The 18,939-nt window shown below is 67.4% G+C and carries 15 protein-coding genes; all 15 read left to right on the forward strand.

Features of this window, described 5'->3' with window-relative positions:
- Position 1: 1 nt before the first annotated feature.
- A complete protein-coding gene (locus HNH97_RS05075; RefSeq protein WP_171790107.1) occupies positions 2 to 1,477 on the forward strand; it encodes a UDP-N-acetylmuramoyl-L-alanyl-D-glutamate--2,6-diaminopimelate ligase in 1,476 nt (491 codons plus the stop codon).
- Positions 1,474 to 2,883, forward strand: a complete 1,410-nt coding sequence (locus tag HNH97_RS05080; RefSeq protein ID WP_171790108.1) for a UDP-N-acetylmuramoyl-tripeptide--D-alanyl-D-alanine ligase — start codon at positions 1,474 to 1,476, stop codon at positions 2,881 to 2,883. Before HNH97_RS05075 ends, HNH97_RS05080 begins: the two co-directional genes overlap by 4 nt.
- A complete protein-coding gene (gene mraY / locus HNH97_RS05085) occupies positions 2,883 to 3,974 on the forward strand; it encodes a phospho-N-acetylmuramoyl-pentapeptide-transferase (RefSeq protein WP_110913774.1) in 1,092 nt (363 codons plus the stop codon). Before HNH97_RS05080 ends, mraY begins: the two co-directional genes overlap by 1 nt.
- Entirely contained in the window at positions 3,971 to 5,341 is a 1,371-nt protein-coding gene (gene murD, locus HNH97_RS05090; RefSeq protein ID WP_171790109.1) for a UDP-N-acetylmuramoyl-L-alanine--D-glutamate ligase, read from the forward strand. The genes mraY and murD overlap by 4 nt, the downstream gene beginning before the upstream one ends.
- Entirely contained in the window at positions 5,341 to 6,510 is a 1,170-nt protein-coding gene (locus HNH97_RS05095; protein ID WP_110913776.1) for an FtsW/RodA/SpoVE family cell cycle protein, read from the forward strand. The genes murD and HNH97_RS05095 overlap by 1 nt, the downstream gene beginning before the upstream one ends.
- Positions 6,507 to 7,619: an undecaprenyldiphospho-muramoylpentapeptide beta-N-acetylglucosaminyltransferase gene (gene murG, locus HNH97_RS05100; protein WP_171790110.1), complete on the forward strand. Its 1,113-nt coding sequence runs from the start codon at positions 6,507 to 6,509 to the stop codon at positions 7,617 to 7,619. Before HNH97_RS05095 ends, murG begins: the two co-directional genes overlap by 4 nt.
- 32 nt (positions 7,620 to 7,651) lie before the next feature.
- A complete protein-coding gene (gene murC, locus HNH97_RS05105) occupies positions 7,652 to 9,103 on the forward strand; it encodes a UDP-N-acetylmuramate--L-alanine ligase (RefSeq protein ID WP_110913778.1) in 1,452 nt (483 codons plus the stop codon).
- A 20-nt stretch (positions 9,104 to 9,123) separates the two neighbouring features.
- Positions 9,124 to 10,122 carry a UDP-N-acetylmuramate dehydrogenase gene (murB, locus tag HNH97_RS05110; RefSeq protein WP_407716805.1) on the forward strand — a complete coding sequence of 333 codons (999 nt, stop codon included), beginning with the start codon at positions 9,124 to 9,126 and terminating at the stop codon, positions 10,120 to 10,122.
- On the forward strand, positions 10,119 to 11,063 hold the full coding sequence (locus tag HNH97_RS05115) for a D-alanine--D-alanine ligase (RefSeq protein WP_110913780.1): 945 nt from the start codon (positions 10,119 to 10,121) through the stop codon (positions 11,061 to 11,063). Before murB ends, HNH97_RS05115 begins: the two co-directional genes overlap by 4 nt.
- Positions 11,060 to 11,980, forward strand: a complete 921-nt coding sequence (locus tag HNH97_RS05120; protein ID WP_171790111.1) for a cell division protein FtsQ/DivIB — start codon at positions 11,060 to 11,062, stop codon at positions 11,978 to 11,980. Before HNH97_RS05115 ends, HNH97_RS05120 begins: the two co-directional genes overlap by 4 nt.
- Complete coding sequence (gene ftsA / locus HNH97_RS05125) at positions 11,977 to 13,407, forward strand: cell division protein FtsA (RefSeq protein ID WP_390669567.1); 1,431 nt, start codon at positions 11,977 to 11,979, stop codon at positions 13,405 to 13,407. Before HNH97_RS05120 ends, ftsA begins: the two co-directional genes overlap by 4 nt.
- A 90-nt stretch (positions 13,408 to 13,497) precedes the next feature.
- Complete coding sequence (gene ftsZ / locus HNH97_RS05130) at positions 13,498 to 15,042, forward strand: cell division protein FtsZ (RefSeq protein ID WP_171790112.1); 1,545 nt, start codon at positions 13,498 to 13,500, stop codon at positions 15,040 to 15,042.
- A gap of 187 nt (positions 15,043 to 15,229) precedes the next feature.
- Positions 15,230 to 16,219, forward strand: coding sequence for a UDP-3-O-acyl-N-acetylglucosamine deacetylase (gene lpxC / locus HNH97_RS05135; protein WP_171790113.1), 990 nt, complete (start codon positions 15,230 to 15,232; stop codon positions 16,217 to 16,219).
- A 77-nt stretch (positions 16,220 to 16,296) separates the two neighbouring features.
- Positions 16,297 to 17,175 carry an outer membrane protein assembly factor BamD gene (locus tag HNH97_RS05140; RefSeq protein ID WP_171790114.1) on the forward strand — a complete coding sequence of 293 codons (879 nt, stop codon included), beginning with the start codon at positions 16,297 to 16,299 and terminating at the stop codon, positions 17,173 to 17,175.
- A 41-nt stretch (positions 17,176 to 17,216) separates the two neighbouring features.
- Entirely contained in the window at positions 17,217 to 18,938 is a 1,722-nt protein-coding gene (gene recN / locus HNH97_RS05145; RefSeq protein WP_171790115.1) for a DNA repair protein RecN, read from the forward strand.
- Position 18,939: the final 1 nt, after the last annotated feature.

An 18,939-nucleotide genomic window follows, 5' to 3' on the forward strand; every position in this document is an offset into this window, starting at 1 on the left:
CATGAAACTGACGACTGTACTGCACCGCGCAGGTCTTGCGGCGGATGGCTGCGGCCATGACCCGGAGGTCAGCGGCATTACCGCCGACAGCCGGCAGGTGCGCCCGCGCATGATCTTCGCCGCCATCGCGGGCAGCCGTGCCGATGGCCGCGCCTATATCGAACAGGCGCTGCAGCACGGGGCCTGCGCCATCGTCTCGACCCCGGATGCCTGCACTGCGGTGCGGCAGGCGCGCCCTGACATCGCCACCGTCGCCACCGACGATCCGCGCCATGCGCTGGCGGTGATCGCATCGGCGCTGATGCCCGCCCTGCCCGGCCATATCGTCGCGGTCACCGGCACGAACGGCAAGACCAGCACGGTCGAGTTCCTGCGCCAGATCTGGCAGCAGCAGGGCCATGCCGCCGCCAGCATCGGCACGCTTGGCATCATCGCGCCCACTGTCCCCGCCCTGTCGGGGCCGTCGCTGACGACACCCGACAGCGTGACGATGGCGCTCACGCTCGGGACGCTGCACGAACACGGGGTCGATGACATCGCGATCGAGGCGTCCTCCCACGGGCTGGCGCAGCGCCGCCTTGACGGGGTGCCCATCGCCGCCGCCGGGTTCAGTAACCTGACGCGCGACCACCTTGACTACCACGGTGACATGGACAGCTATCGCGCGGCGAAACTGCGGCTGTTCGACACGCTGCTGCCGGCGGGTGGCCTTGCGGTGGCCAATGCGGACATGGACGGCGCGACGCTGGACGCGCTGCGCACGATTGCCATGAACCGTGCGCTGGACCTGCGTCTGGTGGGCGAAGGCGGGGACGCCATCCGCCTGCTGCGCGCGACGCCCCGCCCTGACGGGCAGATGCTGGAACTGGAGTGTGACGGCACACGCCGCGAGGTCGAGATACGCCTGCCCGGACGTTATCAGGTGGACAACATGCTGCTGGCCGCGGGACTGTCGGCGGCGGACATGGACGGGGTGCGCGCGGCCATCGACTGCCTGCCCGCCCTTGTGGGGGTGCGCGGGCGCATGGAACTTGCCGCCACCCTGCCCAACGGGGCGGCGGTGTATGTCGATTTCGCCCACACGCCCGATGCGCTGGAACGCCTGCTGCAATCACTGCGGCCGCATGCGTCAGGGCGGCTTGTGGTGGTCTTCGGCGCGGGCGGTGACCGTGACCGGGGCAAGCGGCCATTGATGGGCGAGGTTGCCACGCGCGTTGCCGACATGGCCATCGTCACCGACGACAACCCCCGGACCGAGGACGCGGCCGCCATCCGGCGCGAGGTCATGGCGGGCGCGCCGGGTGCTGCGGATATCGGCGGGCGCCGCAACGCCATTGCAGAGGGCCTGTCCCGACTGAAGACCGGCGACGTGATGGTCGTCGCGGGCAAGGGCCATGAACAGGGGCAGACGATCGGCACGACGGTCCTGCCCTTTGACGACGTTTCCACCGTCCGTGAACTGGCGGGCCAGTCATGACCGTCCTGTGGACCCGCGCCGACCTGATCGCGGCGACAGGCGGGCATTTCCTTGCGCCTGCCACGCCCGGCGATGCGATACGCGCCACGGGTGTTTCCATTGACACGCGCACGCTGGCGGCAGGTGACATCTTCGTAGCGCTGGTGGGGGAAAATTCGGACGGACATGCGCACATCACCCGCGCGCTGGAGGCCGGGGCGGCCGTCGTGATCGCCCATCGCGACACTGGCGTAAAGGATCCGCGCATCCTGCTGGTGGAAGACACGCTGGCAGCCCTCAACGCCATGGCGGCCTTCGCGCGTGACCGCTTTTCCGGCCGGATGATCGCGGTGACCGGCAGCGTGGGCAAGACCACGACGAAGGACATGCTGCGCCATGCGCTGGGCGCGTGCGGGCCGACACACTGGGCCGTGGCGTCGTACAACAACCACTGGGGCGTGCCGCTGACCCTGGCACGCCTGCCCGCATCGGCCATGTTCTGCGTGTGCGAGGTGGGGATGAACAACCCCGGCGAAATCGCGCCACTGGCCCGGATGGTGCGGCCCGATGTCGCGGTCGTCACCACCATCACCGGGGCGCATCTGGGCCATATGGGAAGTCTGGAGGCCATCGCGCGGGAAAAGTCGGACCTGATCGCGGCCCTGCCCCATGATGGCGTGGCGATCGTGCCCGATGACGTGACGGGCATGGCGGCGTTCACCACACAGGCCCGCAGGCGTGGCGCGCACCTGTGGACGGCAGGCACCCTGCCCGCCAGCACGGCGCGGATGGAGGATTACAGGCCCCATCCCGGTGGCGGCACGTTCCGCGCCCTGATCAATGGATGGTCGGGCACGGTCGAACTGCACGCGCCGGGCCGTCACATGGCGGCCAACGCGCTGCTGGCGCTGGCGGCGGCACGGGCGGTCGGCGCCGACATGGCGCGCGCGGTGCGGGGCCTTGCGGATTTCCGGCCCGGGGCCGGGCGTGGCGCGATCACGCCCATCCTCGACGGGCAGGCCAGCCTGCTTGATGAAAGCTACAACGCATCGGTCGCCTCCATCCGCGCGACGCTCGATGTGCTGGGGCAGGTCCCGGCACGACGGCGCATCGCCGTGCTGGGCGATATGCTCGAACTCGGCACGTTCGCGCGCGACCAGCACGAATCCCTCCTTCCAGCCGTCCGCAAGCATGCGGACCTTGTTTTTTGTTGCGGCCCGAACATGAAATATCTCTTTGACCTCCTGCCTTCCTCCCAGCGCGGTGCGTGGACGCCCGATGCCGCGACACTTGCGCCGATGGTGCGCGCGCTGGCACGGGCGGGTGACGCAATCCTTGTGAAGGGAAGCCTCGGGCTGAAGATGCGCCAGGTGGTCGATGCCCTGCGTGCCCCCACCGTGGATGATGACGCGCGGGGGCGCGCCTGATGCTCTATGACCTGTTCCAGCGGCATGCAGCGGGCCATGTTTCCGTCCTCAACCTGTTTCACTACATCACCTTTCGCGCGGGCGCCGCGTGCCTGACGGCGCTGGTGCTCAGCCTCATGCTGGGCAACCCGCTGATCGCGCGCCTGCGCCGCATCCAGCGCGGCGGACAGCCGATCCGCGCGCTGGGGCCGGAACGCCATATCGTGGAAAAGGCCGGAACGCCGACGATGGGCGGCGTGCTGATCCTTGTCTCCCTGCTGGGATCGACGCTTTTGTGGGCGGACCTGACCAACGGGTTCGTCTGGGCGGTGATGACGATCACGCTGGCGTTCGGCGCGGTCGGGTTCGCGGATGATTACCTCAAGCTGTCGCGGCGCAACACCGATGGCGTATCGATGCGCATGCGGCTGGGCTGTGAATTCGCGGTCTCCCTGCTGGGCGGGATCTGGATCGAAAGCCTGATGCCGCCCGACCTTGCGAACCACCTCGCCTTCCCCTTCGTCAAGGACCTGCTGCTGCCGCTGGGCTATGCCTTTCCCGTGTTCGCGATGATCACGATCACCGGGTTCGGCAACGCGGTCAATTTCACCGACGGGCTGGATGGACTGGCGATCGTGCCGGTGACCATCGCCGCCCTGGTGTTCGCGCTGATTTCCTACCTCGTGGGCAACCATATCTTTGCCGACTACCTGCAACTGCATGCGGTGCCGGGCACCGGGGAACTGGGCATCTTCTGCTCCGCGCTGGTGGGGGCGGGCCTGGGATTCCTGTGGTTCAACGCGCCGCCCGCGGCCGTGTTCATGGGCGATACGGGCTCGCTCGCGCTTGGCGGCGCGCTGGGGGCGGTGGCCGTGTCGGTCAAGCATGAACTGGTACTGTGCATTGTCGGCGGCCTGTTCGTGATCGAGACGCTGTCGGTCATCATCCAGGTCTTCTGGTACAAGCGCACCGGGCGGCGGGTTTTCCTGATGGCGCCGCTGCACCATCACTTTGAGAAAAAGGGATGGCCGGAATCCAAAATCGTCATACGCTTCTGGATCGTTTCCATTGTGCTGGGACTGTGTGGCCTTGCCACGCTGAAACTGAGATGAGCGCATTTCCCACCAACCTGTTCACCGGACAGCGCATCGCCGTGCTGGGCCTTGGCCGTAACGGTCTAGCCGCCGCCCGCGCGCTTGGCGCGATGGGCGCACGGGTGCAGGCGTGGGATGACACGCTGGACAAGGCCCCCGTCCCCGCCCCTGCGGGCGTGGAGTTCGCCCCGTTTGCGGACCTGTCGGGGTTCGATGCGCTGGTGATGTCACCGGGCATCCCCCACACCCTGCCGGCCCCCCATCCGGTGGCGGCCATGGCGCGCGCGGCGGGGGTGCCGATCGTGTCGGATGCGGAATTCCTGTTCCGCGCCGTCCGCCGTGCGGGATCGCGCGCGCGGTTCGTGGGCGTGACCGGGACCAATGGCAAATCCACCACCACGGTCCTGCTGGCGCACCTGCTGCATCATGCGGGCATTCCTGCCATCGCGGGCGGGAACCTTGGCCCGGCCGCCCTGTCGCTGCCATTATTGCCGGATAATGGTATTTATGTGCTTGAAATGTCTTCCTACATGCTTGAACGGCTCGACAGCCTGCATTTCGACGCGGCCTGCCTGCTGAACCTGACGCCCGACCATCTGGACCGGCATGGCGACATGGCGGGCTATACGCGTGCAAAGCTGCATGTCTTCGACCGTCAGGGCGCGGGGGACCTCGCCGTTCTGGGCGACACCGTGCCGGACTGCGCGCACCTTGCCACAGGCCTGCGTTCGCGCGGCATCGACGTCAAGGTGGTCGGCGGTGATGCGGATGCACCGGACATGTGGGTGCGCGACGGGATGCTGCGTGACGGCGCCGGCGTGATTGCCGACCTTGCGCATGCCACCTCCCTGCCCGGCACGCACAATGCGGAAAACGCCGCCACCGCCACGGCCATCGCGCTGTGGCTGGGCTGTCCGCGCGACATGATCGACACGGCACTGGCGTCATTCGACGGGCTTGCCCACCGGCAGAAGACCATCGGCACGATCGACGGCATCCGTTTCATCGACGACAGCAAGGCCACGAACGCCGACGCCGCCGCGCGTGCGATGGCGTGCCATGACCGCATGATCTGGATCGCGGGCGGGATCGCCAAGGCGGGCGGGATTACGGACCTCGCCCCCCTGTTCGGGCGGGTGGCGCATGCGTTCCTGATCGGGCGTGATGCCCCTGAACTGGCGCGGACGCTGCAGGCGCACAATGTCGCCCATACCATTGTCGGCACGATGGAGCATGCGGTGCCCGCCGCACTGGCGGCTGCGCGGACGCAGGGCGTGCCGGTGGTACTCCTGTCGCCCGCCTGCGCCAGTTTCGACCAGTTCACCGGGTTCGAGGCGCGCGGCCTGCGCTTTGCCGAACTTGTCGCCACGCTGGACACACCATAATGGCAAGCCTGTCACGCATCAACACATCGCCCATGGCGCGATGGTGGCGCAACGTGGACCGCGTCACCCTCATCTGCGTGGGGATCCTGATCGGGTTCGGCTATATCCTGATGCTGGCGGCAAGCCCGGCGGTGGCGGTACGTATCGGCGCGTCGCGCGACATGTTCATCTTCAAGCAGGTGTGCTTCCTGATGCTGGCGGCGCTGATCGTGGTCGGCACGTCGCTGCTGTCGGTGCGCGCGGTCAGGATCCTGGCCGCCGTGGGGTTCGTGCTGGGCATCATGGCCACCGCGCTGACGCTGGTCCACGGGATCGAGATCAAGGGCGCGCGGCGCTGGATCGCGCTGCCGATGATGTCGGTACAGCCGTCCGAGTTCCTCAAGCCCTGTTTCGCCGTGGTGACGGCGTGGCTGCTGACGGAGCGTCAGAAACGCAGGTATTTCCCCGGTATGCTGATCTCGCTCGGCCTGTTCGGGGTCGTGCTGCTGCTGCTGAAATCACAGCCCGACATCGGGATGCTCAGCGTGATTACGACCGTCTTCATCACGCAGCTTTTCGTCGATGGGCTCAGCCTGTTCCTCGTGGCGGGGGGCGTGGGGTGCATGATCGCGGCCTTCATCGGGGCCTATGCCGTCTTCCCGCATGTCCGCTCCCGCGTGGAGCGTTTCCTCCACCCCGAGGTGGGCGACCATTACCAGATCGACACCGCCCTGCGCGCCTTTGGCAATGGGGGACTGCTGGGGCGCGGACCGGGCGAAGGGCGGGTGAAGGACCTGCTGCCCGATGCACATGCCGACTTCGTCTTTGCCGTCGCGGGGGAGGAATTCGGCATGATCGTCTGCCTGTTCATCATCGGGGTGTTCGGCGTGATCGTCATTCGCGCGCTGCTCAAGCTGCTGCGTGAAAACGATCCCTTCATCGTCGTGGCCACGACCGGGCTTGTGACCGGGTTCGGGCTGCAGGCGTTCGTGAACATGGGATCGACCCTGCACCTGATCCCGACCAAGGGCATGACGCTGCCCTTCATTTCGTATGGCGGGTCCTCCGCCATGTCCGTGGCGCTGACGATCGGCATGGTCCTTGCGCTGACCCGCACGCGCGTCAACACCGCCGACAGCCAGTTCGGGCAGTCCACGCCCGCGTTCCTGAACCGGAGACCCCGCCCATGACCCCGCGCCCCATCATCATCGCCGCCGGTGGCACGGGGGGACATTTCTTCCCGGCGGAAGCACTGGCCAGTGAACTCGTCCATCGCGGGCACGAGGTCGCGCTGATGACCGACCGCCGCGCCGGCATCCGTGAAAAGGGTATTTTCGCAGGACGGCAGCAGTTCGTCCTGCCCGGCGCGGGGATTGCGGGACGCGGCGTCATGCGCGCCGCACGCGCAGCACTCGCCCTCGCGCACGGGACATGGCGCGCGCGCGCGATCCTGCGCGGACTGCATCCGGCGGCCGTCGTGGGGTTCGGCGGCTACCCGTCCGTCCCGCCACTGCTGGGCGCGCACCTGATGGGAAAGGGCCGGCCGCTGGTCTTCATCCATGAAGGCAATGCGGTGATGGGGCGGGCCAACGCGTTCCTGTCACGCTGGGCCAGTGCGATCGCGACCTCCTTTCCCACCGTGGCGGGCCTGCCGCCGGGTATTCCCGTCACCGAGACGGGCATGCCGGTACGCCCCGACATCGCGGCGGTGCATGACGTGCCCTACCAGCCATCCAGCGGGGTGATCCGGCTTCTGGTCTGGGGCGGGTCGCTGGGCGCGCGCATCTTCAGCGATGTCGTGCCCGCGGCACTTGAAAGCCTGCCCCCGCCGCTGCGCGCACGCATCGAGGTCACGCAGCAGGCGCGGGCCGAGGACGTGGAGCGCGTGCGCGCGGCCTATGCCACGGCCGGGATTCCCGCGCGTGTCGCACCGTTCCTCGACAACGTGCCCGACCTGCTGCGTGACGCGCATCTGGTGATCGGCCGTGCGGGCGGATCGTCCGTGGCGGAGGTGACGGTTGCGGGACGGCCCGCGATTCTCGTTCCGCTGCCGATCGCCGCAAGTGACGAGCAGAGCGCCAATGCCCGTGCGCTGGTCGCGGCCGGGGCGGCGTGGATGATCACGCAGGCCGACCTGACGCCCGGCAGGCTGTCCGCGATGCTGGTGGAACTGCTGGGCGATCGCGACGCGCTGGCGCGGGCGGCGGCCCGTGCACGGACGATCGGACGCCCCGACGCCGCCGCGCGTCTGGCGGACATGATAGAAGGATGCTTGCATCCCATGGCCAGTGCCGCCTAATCCGGCAGAGCGAAGATGGAGACTGAGACATAATGAGAGCCCTGCCCCTTTCCATTGGCACCATCCACTTTGTCGGCATAGGCGGCATCGGCATGTCCGGCATCGCCGAAGTGCTGCACATGCTGGGCTATGCGGTACAGGGGTCCGATATCGCCGAAAGCGCCAATGTCGCGCGCCTGCGCGCATCGGGCATTCCCGTAACCATCGGCCATGACGCGGCCAACCTTGGCGCGGCACAGGTGGTCGTGACCTCCACCGCCGTGCAGCGCGACAACCCCGAAGTCGTGGCCGCGCGCGCGCGCCTGATCCCCGTTGTCCGCCGGGCGGAGATGCTGGCCGAACTGATGCGCCTGCGCTGGTCGGTTGCCGTTGGCGGCACGCATGGCAAGACCACGACCACCAGCCTTGTCGCCGCCGTGCTGGAGGCCGCCAAGCTTGACCCCACCGTCATCAATGGCGGCATCATCGAGGCCTATGGCACCAACACCCGCATGGGTTCGGGCGACTGGATGGTGGTGGAGGCGGATGAAAGCGACGGGTCCTTCCTGCGCCTGCCCTCCGTCATCACGGTGGTCACCAACATGGACCCCGAACACCTCGACCACTGGGGCACGGAGGAGGCGATGCAGGCGGCGTATGACCAGTTCGTCTCCAACATCCCGTTCTACGGCTTTGCCGTGCTGTGCATCGACCATCCCGCCGTGCAGCAGATGATCCCGCGCCTGTCGGACCACCGGATCATCACCTATGGCTTCTCCCCGCAGGCCGACATCCGCGCGGAAAAGGTCATCACCGACAAGCTTGGCGCCACGTTCGAGGTGGTCGTCACCAGCCGCAACCGCAACCGTTCGCGCCGCGCGGGTCCGTTCCGCCTGCCGATGCTGGGCCATCACAATGTCCAGAACGCGCTTGCGGCCATCGCGGTGGGTATCGAAATGGAAATCGACGACGCGACGATCCGCTCCGCCTTCGCCGCGTTCAAGGGGGTCAAGCGCCGCTTCACCCGCACGGGGGAGACCGGGGGCATCACCGTGATCGACGATTACGGCCACCACCCGGTGGAGATCGCCGCCGTGCTGAAGGCCGCGCGCCAGGCGGGGGCGAACAATGTCATCGCGGTGATGCAGCCACACCGTTATTCGCGCCTGCAGAGCCTGTTTAACGAATTCTGCACCTGCATGAACGACGCTGGCACCGTCATCATCGCCGACGTCTATGCCGCGGGCGAAAAACCGATAGAGGGGATTGACCGCGATGCCCTGGTCGAAGGACTGCGTGAACGCGGGCACCGTTCCGTCGTACCCCTGCCGGGGCCGGAGCACCTGGCGGAAATGATCAACGCGATCGCACGTCCCGGTGATTTCGTGGTCTGCCTTGGCGCGGGATCCATCACGCAGTGGGCACAGGCCCTGCCGGAACAACTGGCGGAACTGCAGGCCGCCCCCACCACCCCGGCGGCACACAAGGGGGAAGACGCGGCGTGATGACACAGGCTGCGACAGACATGCCCGCCGGCGACACGCCCGATGGTCCCGTGACCGTGCAGTGGCGCGAGGACCTGATACGCGCGCTGGCGGATTTCCGGGGACGCCTGACGCCTGACGCCCCGCTGGGCGCGCGGACGTGGTTCCGCGTGGGCGGGGCCGCCGAACTGCTGGTGCAGCCTGCCGACGCGCGCGACCTGGCGCTTGCGCTGCGCCATATCCCGCTGGAGGTGCCGGTGCGCGTGCTGGGCGCGTGTTCCAACACCATCATCCGCGACGGCGGCATCGATGGCGTGGTCATCCGGCTGGGACGTGGCTTTGCCGAAATCGCGCATGACGGCAATGGCCTCATCGCCGGGGCGGCGTGCCTCGACATGACGGTGGCGGAACATGCCGCGACATGCGGCCTCGCGGGGATGGAATTCCTCGCCGGCATCCCCGGCGCGCTGGGGGGGGCGGTGTCGATGAACGCGGGGGCCTATGGTTCGGACATTTCCACCATCCTCGACTGGGTGGAGATCATCACCCGCGACGGGGAGGCCCTGCGCCTGCCGGGTGGCGCGCTGAAGTTCAGCTACCGCCATGCCCTCGTGCCGCAGGGCGCGGTGGTGGTGCGCACGCGCCTGTGCGGGCAGCCGTCGAACACGCTGGCCATCCGCGAACGCATCGCGCAGATCCGCGCGGCGCGCGAGGCGGCACAGCCTGTACGCGCACGTACCGGCGGGTCCACCTTCCGCAATCCCGCGCCGGACATCTCGGACCGCAAGGCATGGGAACTGATTGACGCGGCGGGTTGCCGTGGACTGACGCTCGGCGGCGCGCAGGTCAGCGAGAAGCACTGCAATTTCCTGCTCAACACCGGCAACGCCACGGCGGCGGAGCTTGAGGAACTGGGCGAAATGGTGCGCCTGCGCGTGCGCGAACATACCGGCGTGACCCTCGAGTGGGAAATCCGGCGCATCGGACGTCCCCTCGGGCGGGCGGCAGCCCCCCCCCTGTGCAAGGAAACGACAGCATGACACGGCCAAGCATCTCCGTCCTGATGGGCGGCATGTCGGCGGAACGCGAAGTCAGCCTGAAAAGCGGCGCGGGCGTGACCGAGGCCCTGCGCTCGCTCGGGTATGACGTGCGGCAGATCATCGCGGGCGAGGACCTTGGCGCGATCGTATCCGACCTGCAGGCCCACCGCCCCGATGTCGTCTTCAACGCGCTGCATGGCCGTTTCGGGGAGGACGGGTGCATCCAGGGCGTGCTGGACTGGATGGGCATCAGCTATACCCATTCCGGGGTCCGGGCCTCCGCCGTGGCGATGGACAAGGCGGCGGCGCGCACCATCTTTGCGGCGGCGGGCCTGCCGGTGGCGCATGGCCGCGTGGTCGCGATGGCGGAGCTTGAGGCTGCCGATCCCCTGCCCGCCCCCTATGTCATAAAGCCGCTCAACGAAGGCTCCTCCGTCGGGGTGCAGATCATCCGCGCGGGTGCGAACACGCGCGCCAGCATCGCACGGTCATGGCAGTTCGGAACTTCCGCCCTTGTCGAGGAGTTCATTCCCGGACGCGAACTGACAGTGGGTGTGATGGGTGACCGGGCGCTGACCGTAACGGATATCACCCCGCAGGAATCCGGCGGGAACGGTTTTTACGATTACGCCGCGAAATACCAGCAGGGCGGTTCATCGCATGTGCTGCCCGCGCGCATCCATCCCGACGCGTTCGAGCGCGCGCGTGAACTGGCACTTGCCGCGCACCGGGTGCTGGGGTGCCGGGGGGCGTCGCGCACCGATTTCCGTTATGACGACACGCGCGACCCGGATGGTCCCGGACGGCTGGTGATCCTGGAGACCAATACCCAGCCCGGCATGACCGAGACCTCCCTGCTGCCGGAACAGGCGGCGGCCTGCGGCGTGTCCTACCCACATCTGTGCCAGTGGCTGGTGGAACAGGCGACCTGTCGTACATGAAGCGGTCCGCCGACAACCTGAACGACCGCCCGTCGAAGCTGTCCATCTTCCTGCGTCGGCAGAAGCGGCTGATCCGTCCTGCGCTGATTACCCTCGTGCTGTGTGCGGTGGGCGCGGGGTGCGTGGCGTTCGTCCACCGCGTGGGGTCGGACGAACGCTTCGCCCCCTTCCGCGCGCGCATGGTCAACATGCTGCCGCTGCGCATCACGAACATCACGGTCACGGGCAATGAACTGACCGGCGATGACGCCCTGCAGGAGGCGCTGGGCGTGCGCAAGGGGGATTTCATCCTCGGCTTCTCGCTCAACGCCGCGCGGCAGCGGATCGACGCGCTGCCGTTCGTGGACCATTCCGTGGTCGAACGCCGCCTGCCCGATACGATCATCATACACCTCATCGAACGCCGCCCCTTTGCGGTGTGGCAGAACCACGGGCATTTCATGCTGATCGACCGCGAAGGCAACCAGGTGCGCGACCAGGGGATGACCGGCAAGGATGCGCAGGCCTTCATGCAGCTTCCGCTGGTGGTTGGCCCGGACGCCAATGTCGCCGCGGCCTCGCTGATGGATGAACTCTCGGCCCAGCCCGAAGTACGCACCCATGTCACGGCGGCCGTGCGCGTGGGGCAGCGGCGGTGGAACCTGACGCTGCGTGATGGCACGATCGTCATGCTCCCCGAGGGGGAGGAAGTCCCCGCGCTCAAGCGCCTTGCGCAGATGCAGCAGGACATGCGCCTGCTGGACCGCCCTGTCCTTTCCATTGACATGCGGCTGCCAGATCGCCTGATCATCCGTGAGGCGCCCCATCCGGCCAGCAATGACAACACGACACCCCCTGCGGCAGCGCCGAGCGGATTGCCCGCCCCGGACATGCCCTGGACGCGTCCAGACATGGCCAACCTGCGGAGACGTGCATGAGTAACCTGACCATCCGCCCCGAGAGGCCCGCCACCGCGCAGCGTTCGCCCGCGGCACCTGCCGCCGTGCCCGCCACGACCACGCCCGCCCTGCGCCGCGCCACCGCCGTGCCCGCACTGCCGAACACCGCGCGGCGCGACCGGCGCGCGATCACGAACATCATCCCGATGGCGGAGGACCGCCCCCAGCGCAAGCTGCGTTCCGGCCCGTTCAGCGTGCTCGACATCGGTTCGACCAAGATCGTGTGCCTGATCGGCAAGGGGGAGCCGGACGGGTCGCTGCGGGTGCTGGGCCATGGCTGGCGCCGTTCGCATGGCGTGCGCTGTGGCGGGATCGTGGACCTGCGCGAGGCCGAGGCCGCGATCCGCGCCGCCGTGGGGCAGGCCGAGGACATGGCGACCGTGCGCAAGGACGAGATTTTCATCAACCTGTCGTGCGGCCATCCCGAAAGCCGTCACCTCAACATCCGCTGGCCGATCGGCGGACGCGAGATCGGCGATGCCGACATGCGCCGGATCACGACCGAAGGCCGCATGCGCGCCCTGACGGAGGGACGTTCGGCCATCCATACGCTGCCACTCGATTACGCGGTGGACGAAACGCAGGGCGTGCCGGACCCGCGCGGGCACCTGTGCGACCATCTTTCGGCGCGCATGCATGTCATCGACGCGAACACCACCGCACTACGCAATGTGGAGGCCGTCCTGTCGCGCGTGGACCTGACGATCGCGGGCATGGTGTCGGCCCCGCTGGCGTCGGGCCTTGCCGTCCTGAACGAGGAGGAGCGCGACCTTGGCGTCACGGTGGTGGACATGGGCGGCGGCACCACCTCGATCGCCGTATTCAGCGAAGGGCGGCTTGTCCATACCGCGAGCATCCCCATCGGCGGGCAGCACATCACGCGCGACATCGCGCACGGCCTGTCCACCTCCATCGACAATGCGGAACGGCTGAAGACCATGCACGGGTCAGCCGAACTTTCCGCCGGCGATGACCAGGAAATGGTGCTGGTGCAGCTTATTGGCGACAACGACCATCATTATGTCAGAATTCCCCGCTCTAGGATCGTTTCCATCATTCATCCGCGCGTGGAGGAAACACTCGAAATGGTCAATGACAGGCTGGAAATGGCGGCCCTCGGCCCTGCGGCGGACGGGCGTGTCGTGCTGACGGGGGGGGGATCGCTGCTCGAAGGAATCGGCCCCATGGCCGCGCGCATGCTCAACCGCCGCGTCCGCCTGGGCCATCCGCGCCATATCCATGGCCTGCCTGAAAATCCGGCGACCTGGCCGATGTTCGCGACATCGGCGGGCCTGCTGGCATGGGCCGCGGGCGTGGGTGACACGCTCAATGATACCGGAATCAGTGATGTGCGTCCGGGCGGCCTGTTCAGACGTTTCGTCGATTTCATCCGCGACAGGGTATGATATTAACGATAAAGTCTTTATTTAATACCCGATAAGCAAGCGCACAACGCGCGCCCCCATCCACCCATCCCTCGCCTTCGGGAGCCGACCATGACCCTGAATCTGACCATCCCGCAGCAGAACCATTCTGACTTCACCCCACGCATAACAGTATTCGGGGTGGGCGGCGGTGGCACCAATGCCGTTGACAACATGATCAACTCGCAGCTGCAGGGCGTGGAATTCGTGGTGGCCAACACCGATGCGCAGCAGTTGTCCCACAGCAAGGCCGACCGTCGCATCCAGCTTGGCCCCCACCTGACGCAGGGGCTTGGCGCGGGCGCAAAGCCCGAGATCGGGCGCGCCGCGGCGGAAGAGGCCTGTGATGAACTGTCGCGTCACCTTGACGGCGCGCACATGATCTTCATCACCGCGGGCATGGGTGGTGGCACGGGCACCGGGGCGGCGCCGGTCATCGCGCGCATGGCGCGTGAACGCGGCATCCTGACCGTGGGCGTCGTGACGAAGCCCTTTACCTTCGAAGGTGGCCGCCGCGCCAAGTCGGCGGATGCGGGGATTGCCGAACTGCAGCAGTTTGTCGATACCCTCATCGTCATTCCCAACCAGAACCTCTTCCGGCTGGCCAATGAACGCACCAGTTGGCAGGACGCGTTCAAGATGGCCGACAACGTCCTGTACATGGGCGTGCGTGGCGTGACCGACCTGATGATGGCGCCGGGTCTGGTCAACCTCGATTTCGCCGACATCCGCACGGTCATGGCGGAAATGGGCAAGGCCATGATGGGCACGGGCGAGGCCGAGGGCGAGAACCGCGCCATCGCCGCCGCCGAGGGCGCGATTTCCAACCCGCTGCTTGAAGACACGTCGATGGGTGGCGCACAGGGCCTGCTGATCAACATCACCGGTGGCGAGGACCTGACCCTGTTCGAGGTGGACCAGGCCGCCAACCGCATCCGCGAGGAAGTGGCCGAGGATGCGAACATCATCTTCGGTTCCGCGATCGACCCGAACCTGAACGGCCGCATACGCGTCTCCGTCGTGGCGACCGGCATCGAAAGCGCCGCCGAACGCGCGGCCGCCGCATCGACGGCGACCGCGCCCCAGTCGCAGCCACAACCGCAACCCACGGCGGAAACCGCGCCGCCGGCGGCTGCCGCACAGCCAGCGACGCCGACGGCCGCGCCTGCGGGACAGGCGCCCTCCCCGTCGGCCCCGCCGGCGGCAGGTCCGGGCGCGCCCCATGTGCCGGCCGGCGCGACACCGCTGCGCCAGCCCAACATGCCGCCTTCGGCCCCTTCGCCGCATACGGTGCCGCCGCAGGTGGCGCAGGCGCAGCGCGGGTCGCCGCGTTCCTCCCTGTTTTCAGACGGGGGTAAGGCGGCCGAACAGCCGCAGCCACCGCAGTCGCGCAGCCTGTTCGGCGTCGTCACCGGCGCGCTGCGCCGCCGTTCGGCCGCCCCGCAGCAGCAGGCGCCACAGTCCGCGCCCCACGCCGCCCCGCAGGGCGCGCCGGAACGGGCCGAACCGTCCCTCCAGCAGCCGCCGCAGGGCCGCCCGCCACAGACCCCGCCGCAGGGTGGTGGCACGCCCGATGACAATGGCCTCGACATTCCCGCGTTCCTGCGTCGCGGATAAGCCCGAAGGTCTGGCCGGGCATGGCGTTGCGGAATGTAACGCCATGCCCGGCCCTGTTTTTTTCAGGTGCGCAGGCATGGTAACGGTTGGCAATAATCATTGACTGGTTAAACAGGACAGGTCCGGCCTAGTATCCCCTGACCCGCTCCGTAGCCAACACATTCACCTGTATCGAGGGATGCGCACAATGGATGGCATGTCGATAGGTCCGCGTGAACTTGCCGATGCGTGCGTTACCGAAACGGTCATGCCCACAGCCGATGCGCCCGACGCCGTATGGCAGCACACGCTGCGCCGTCCCATCAGCAGCATCGGCACGGGACTGCATACGGGACGACGCATTTCGCTGTCGCTGTCCCCCGCCCCGGCCAATACGGGCATCGTCTTCCGCCGCACCGACCTTGATAACCGTATCATTCCCGCAACGTACGACCATGTGGTCGATACACGGCTGAGCACGGTCATCGGCGATCCCTCCCCCGCTTCGCCCCTGCGGGTGGCGACCATCGAACACCTGATGTCCGCCCTGTGTGGCTGTGGCATCGACAATGCGTATATCGACCTCGACGGGCCGGAAGTGCCGGTGTTTGATGGCTCGGCGTCCGAATTCATGTTCCTGCTGGACTGCGCGGGGCGGGAACGCCAGCCTGCCGGTCGCCCGACGCTGGAGATCCTGCGCACCGTGCGGGTGGAGGACGCGGACGCCTTCGCCGAACTTTCTCCCCCGTCCACCGACGGCCTGAACATCAGCATGTCGATCGATTTCGCGGCGCAGGCGATCGGACGGCAGATCTTTTCCGCACGGATCTGCGCCACGTCCTTCCGGCGCGACCTTGAAAACTGCCGCACCTTTACCCTGCGCCAGGAAATCGACGCGCTGCATGCGGCGGGCCTGGCGCGCGGCGGGTCGCTTGAAAACGCCATCGTTGTCGATGACGACCGCATCCTCAACCCCACCGGCCTGCGCAGGCCCGACGAGTTCGTGCGGCACAAGGTCGTCGATGTGATCGGGGACCTGTACCTGTCCGGTGCGGTCATCCATGGGGATTTCCACGGGCATAAATCCGGCCATACCCTGAACAACCGCCTGCTGCGGACGCTGATGGCCGATACGACCGCATGGCGCCTGCATGGCGTGCCGATGCACAAGGGGCAGATCGGCCGCGCCGCCGCATGAAGCGCATGAAAACGGAACGACGCTCTTCACCCCGCTTGCGCACATGATATAAAGCACGCGCAACTGGAAGAGCCGGCATGTCACGACGCAGAACCCGACACATCCCCCTTCTCCGCCGACATGGTGGCATTCTGCCACGTCTGCTTGCCCTCCCCGCGCTCGGCCTGCTTGTGGCGTGTAACGGCAACAGCGCCATTGTGGAGCACGCCCCCCGCGTGGGTTCAGCAGAAACCCTGTATAATCATGGCGTTGATGCCCTGCGCAGCAACCGTTACGTCCTTGCGACCATCCAGTTCGACGTCCTGCAGCGTAACTATCCCTATTCCCAGTACACCGCCAACGCGCAGTTGATGGAGGGATATTCCGACTATCTGCAGAGCAAGTATCCCGAGGCCGTGCAGCAACTTGACCGATTCCTTGAACTGCATCCCACCAGTTCGGACGCCGCCTACGCCTTCTACCTGCGTGCGCTATGTTATTACGAGCAGATCGCCGACGTGCAACGTGACCAGCAGGGCACGGTCGAATCGATGGATGCACTTGAGGAAGTCATCACCCGCTTTCCCCAGACCCCCTATGCCCGTGATGCGCAGTTGAAGATCGACCTGTGCCGCGACCATCTGGCGGGCAAGGAAATGCTGGTCGGGCGTTTCTATCAGGAGCAGCGCAATTACCAGGCGGCGGTCAACCGCTACCAGCGCGTGGTGCAGGATTTCCAGACGACCAACCATGTCCCCGAGGCGCTGGAGCGTCTGGTGGAAGTGTATCTGGACCTTGGCCTGCTGGAACAGGCGCGCAAGACGGGCGCGGTGCTGGCCTATAACTACCCCGACAGCAAATGGTATCGTGACGCCTATGACCATCTGCGTGACCATCACCTCATCAAGGGCGTCCCGCCCCGCGCCAGCAAGCAGGGACGCAACGCATTTTCACGGGCATGGCATTCGATCTTCTAGGTCCCGCCCCTTCTGCCTGACCTGTTGATCGGATCATCCGCATGCTGACACATCTCTCGATTCGCGATGTCGTCCTGATCGAGAAGCTCGACCTTTCCTTCATCGCAGGCCTTACGGTGCTCACGGGGGAAACGGGGGCCGGCAAATCCATCCTCCTCGACAGCCTTGGCCTGGCGCTGGGCGAACGCGCCAGCGCGTCGCTCGTGCGGGCGGGCGCGGAACAGGCCAGCGTCAGCGCCAGCTTCGACATCGCCGCCGACCATCCCGTGCATGAACTGCTGGCGGAACAGGGCATCGCGATAGAGGAACCGCGCGAGCCGATCCTGCTGCGCCGGATCGTGACGGTCGATGGGCGTTCACGCGCCTATATCAATGACCAGCCGGTCGGTGTGACGCTGCTGCGCCGGGCGGCGTCGCTGCTGGTGGAAATCCAGGGGCAGCATGAACAGATGGGGCTGGCGGACCAGGGCACCCACCTCGACCTGCTCGACGCATTTGGCGTGGCCGCGACCCTGCGCACCAACACCGCGCGCGCCTATCGCGCCTGGATCGAGGCGACGGCGGAACTCGCCGCCGCGCGCGCGGAGATGGAAAGTGCCGCGCGGGAGGAAGACTGGCTGCGTCAGGCGGCCGACGACCTGTCCACCCTCGCCCCGCTGGAGGACGAGGAAACGCAGCTTGCGGGCCTGCGCCAGTCGCTGCAGCAGGGCGAACGCCGGGCGGAGGCGATTGCCGCAGCATTGAGCGACCTGTCCCCGCGCGACCGCCGTGGCGTCAACCCGGCCTCCGCCCTGCGCAATGCCAGCCGTGCGCTGCAACGCCTGTTGCCCGCGCCGACCGACCTCAATCCCGGTGCAATCGGGGCGGAGGAACAGGCGGCGGCGCAGGAGGCGCTGAACGCGCTGGAACGTGCCGAAGAAGCCCTTGCCGAAGCGGAAAGCCTGCTCTCGCGCCTCGCCTCCGACGCGCAGGCCGACCCGCGCCTTCTGGAACAGACCGAGGAGCGGCTGTTCGCCCTGCGCGCCGAGGCCCGCAAGCACGGGGTCTCGGTGCCGGAACTGCCGGGCCTGCTGAGTGCCTTCAACGAACGGCTCAGCGCACTGGATTCGGGAAATGCCCGCATCGAGGTGCTGGAGGCGGCGGTGGCCGAAACCCGCGCGAAGTTCGAGGAGGCGGCGCAGAAACTGACCGCCGCGCGTGAGAAAGCGGCCCGCAAGCTGGAGACGGCGGTGATGGCGGAACTGCGTCCGCTGCGGCTGGAGCGCGCGCGTTTCATTGTCGAACTCCTCCCCCTGCCGCCGGAAGCATGGAACCTGCGCGGCAAGGAGCAGGCGTCCTTCCTGATCGCCGCCAATCCGGGGCAGCCGCCGGGACCGCTGGCGAAGGTGGCGTCGGGCGGCGAACTGTCGCGGCTGATGCTCGCGCTCAAGGTCGTGCTGGCGGGGCGTTCGGCGATTCCCACGCTGGTGTTCGACGAGGTCGATTCGGGCGTCGGCGGCGCCACGGCGTCGGCCATCGGGGAGCGGCTGTACATGGTCGGGCGCGATGTGCAGGTGCTGGTCGTCACCCACAGCCCGCAGGTCGCGGCGCGGGGGGATGCGCACCTGCGCATCAGCAAGAAGGTGACGCGCGACCGGACGGAAACGCATGCGGCCCCCCTCGACAGCGAAGCACGGCTGGAGGAAATCGCCCGCATGCTGTCGGGTGACACGATCACGCCCGCCGCACGCGCCGCCGCCGACAGCCTTCTGAAAGGGGAATGAC

The organism is Gluconacetobacter entanii (assembly GCF_013155425.1).
Taxonomy (GTDB): Bacteria; Pseudomonadota; Alphaproteobacteria; order Acetobacterales; family Acetobacteraceae; genus Novacetimonas; species Novacetimonas entanii.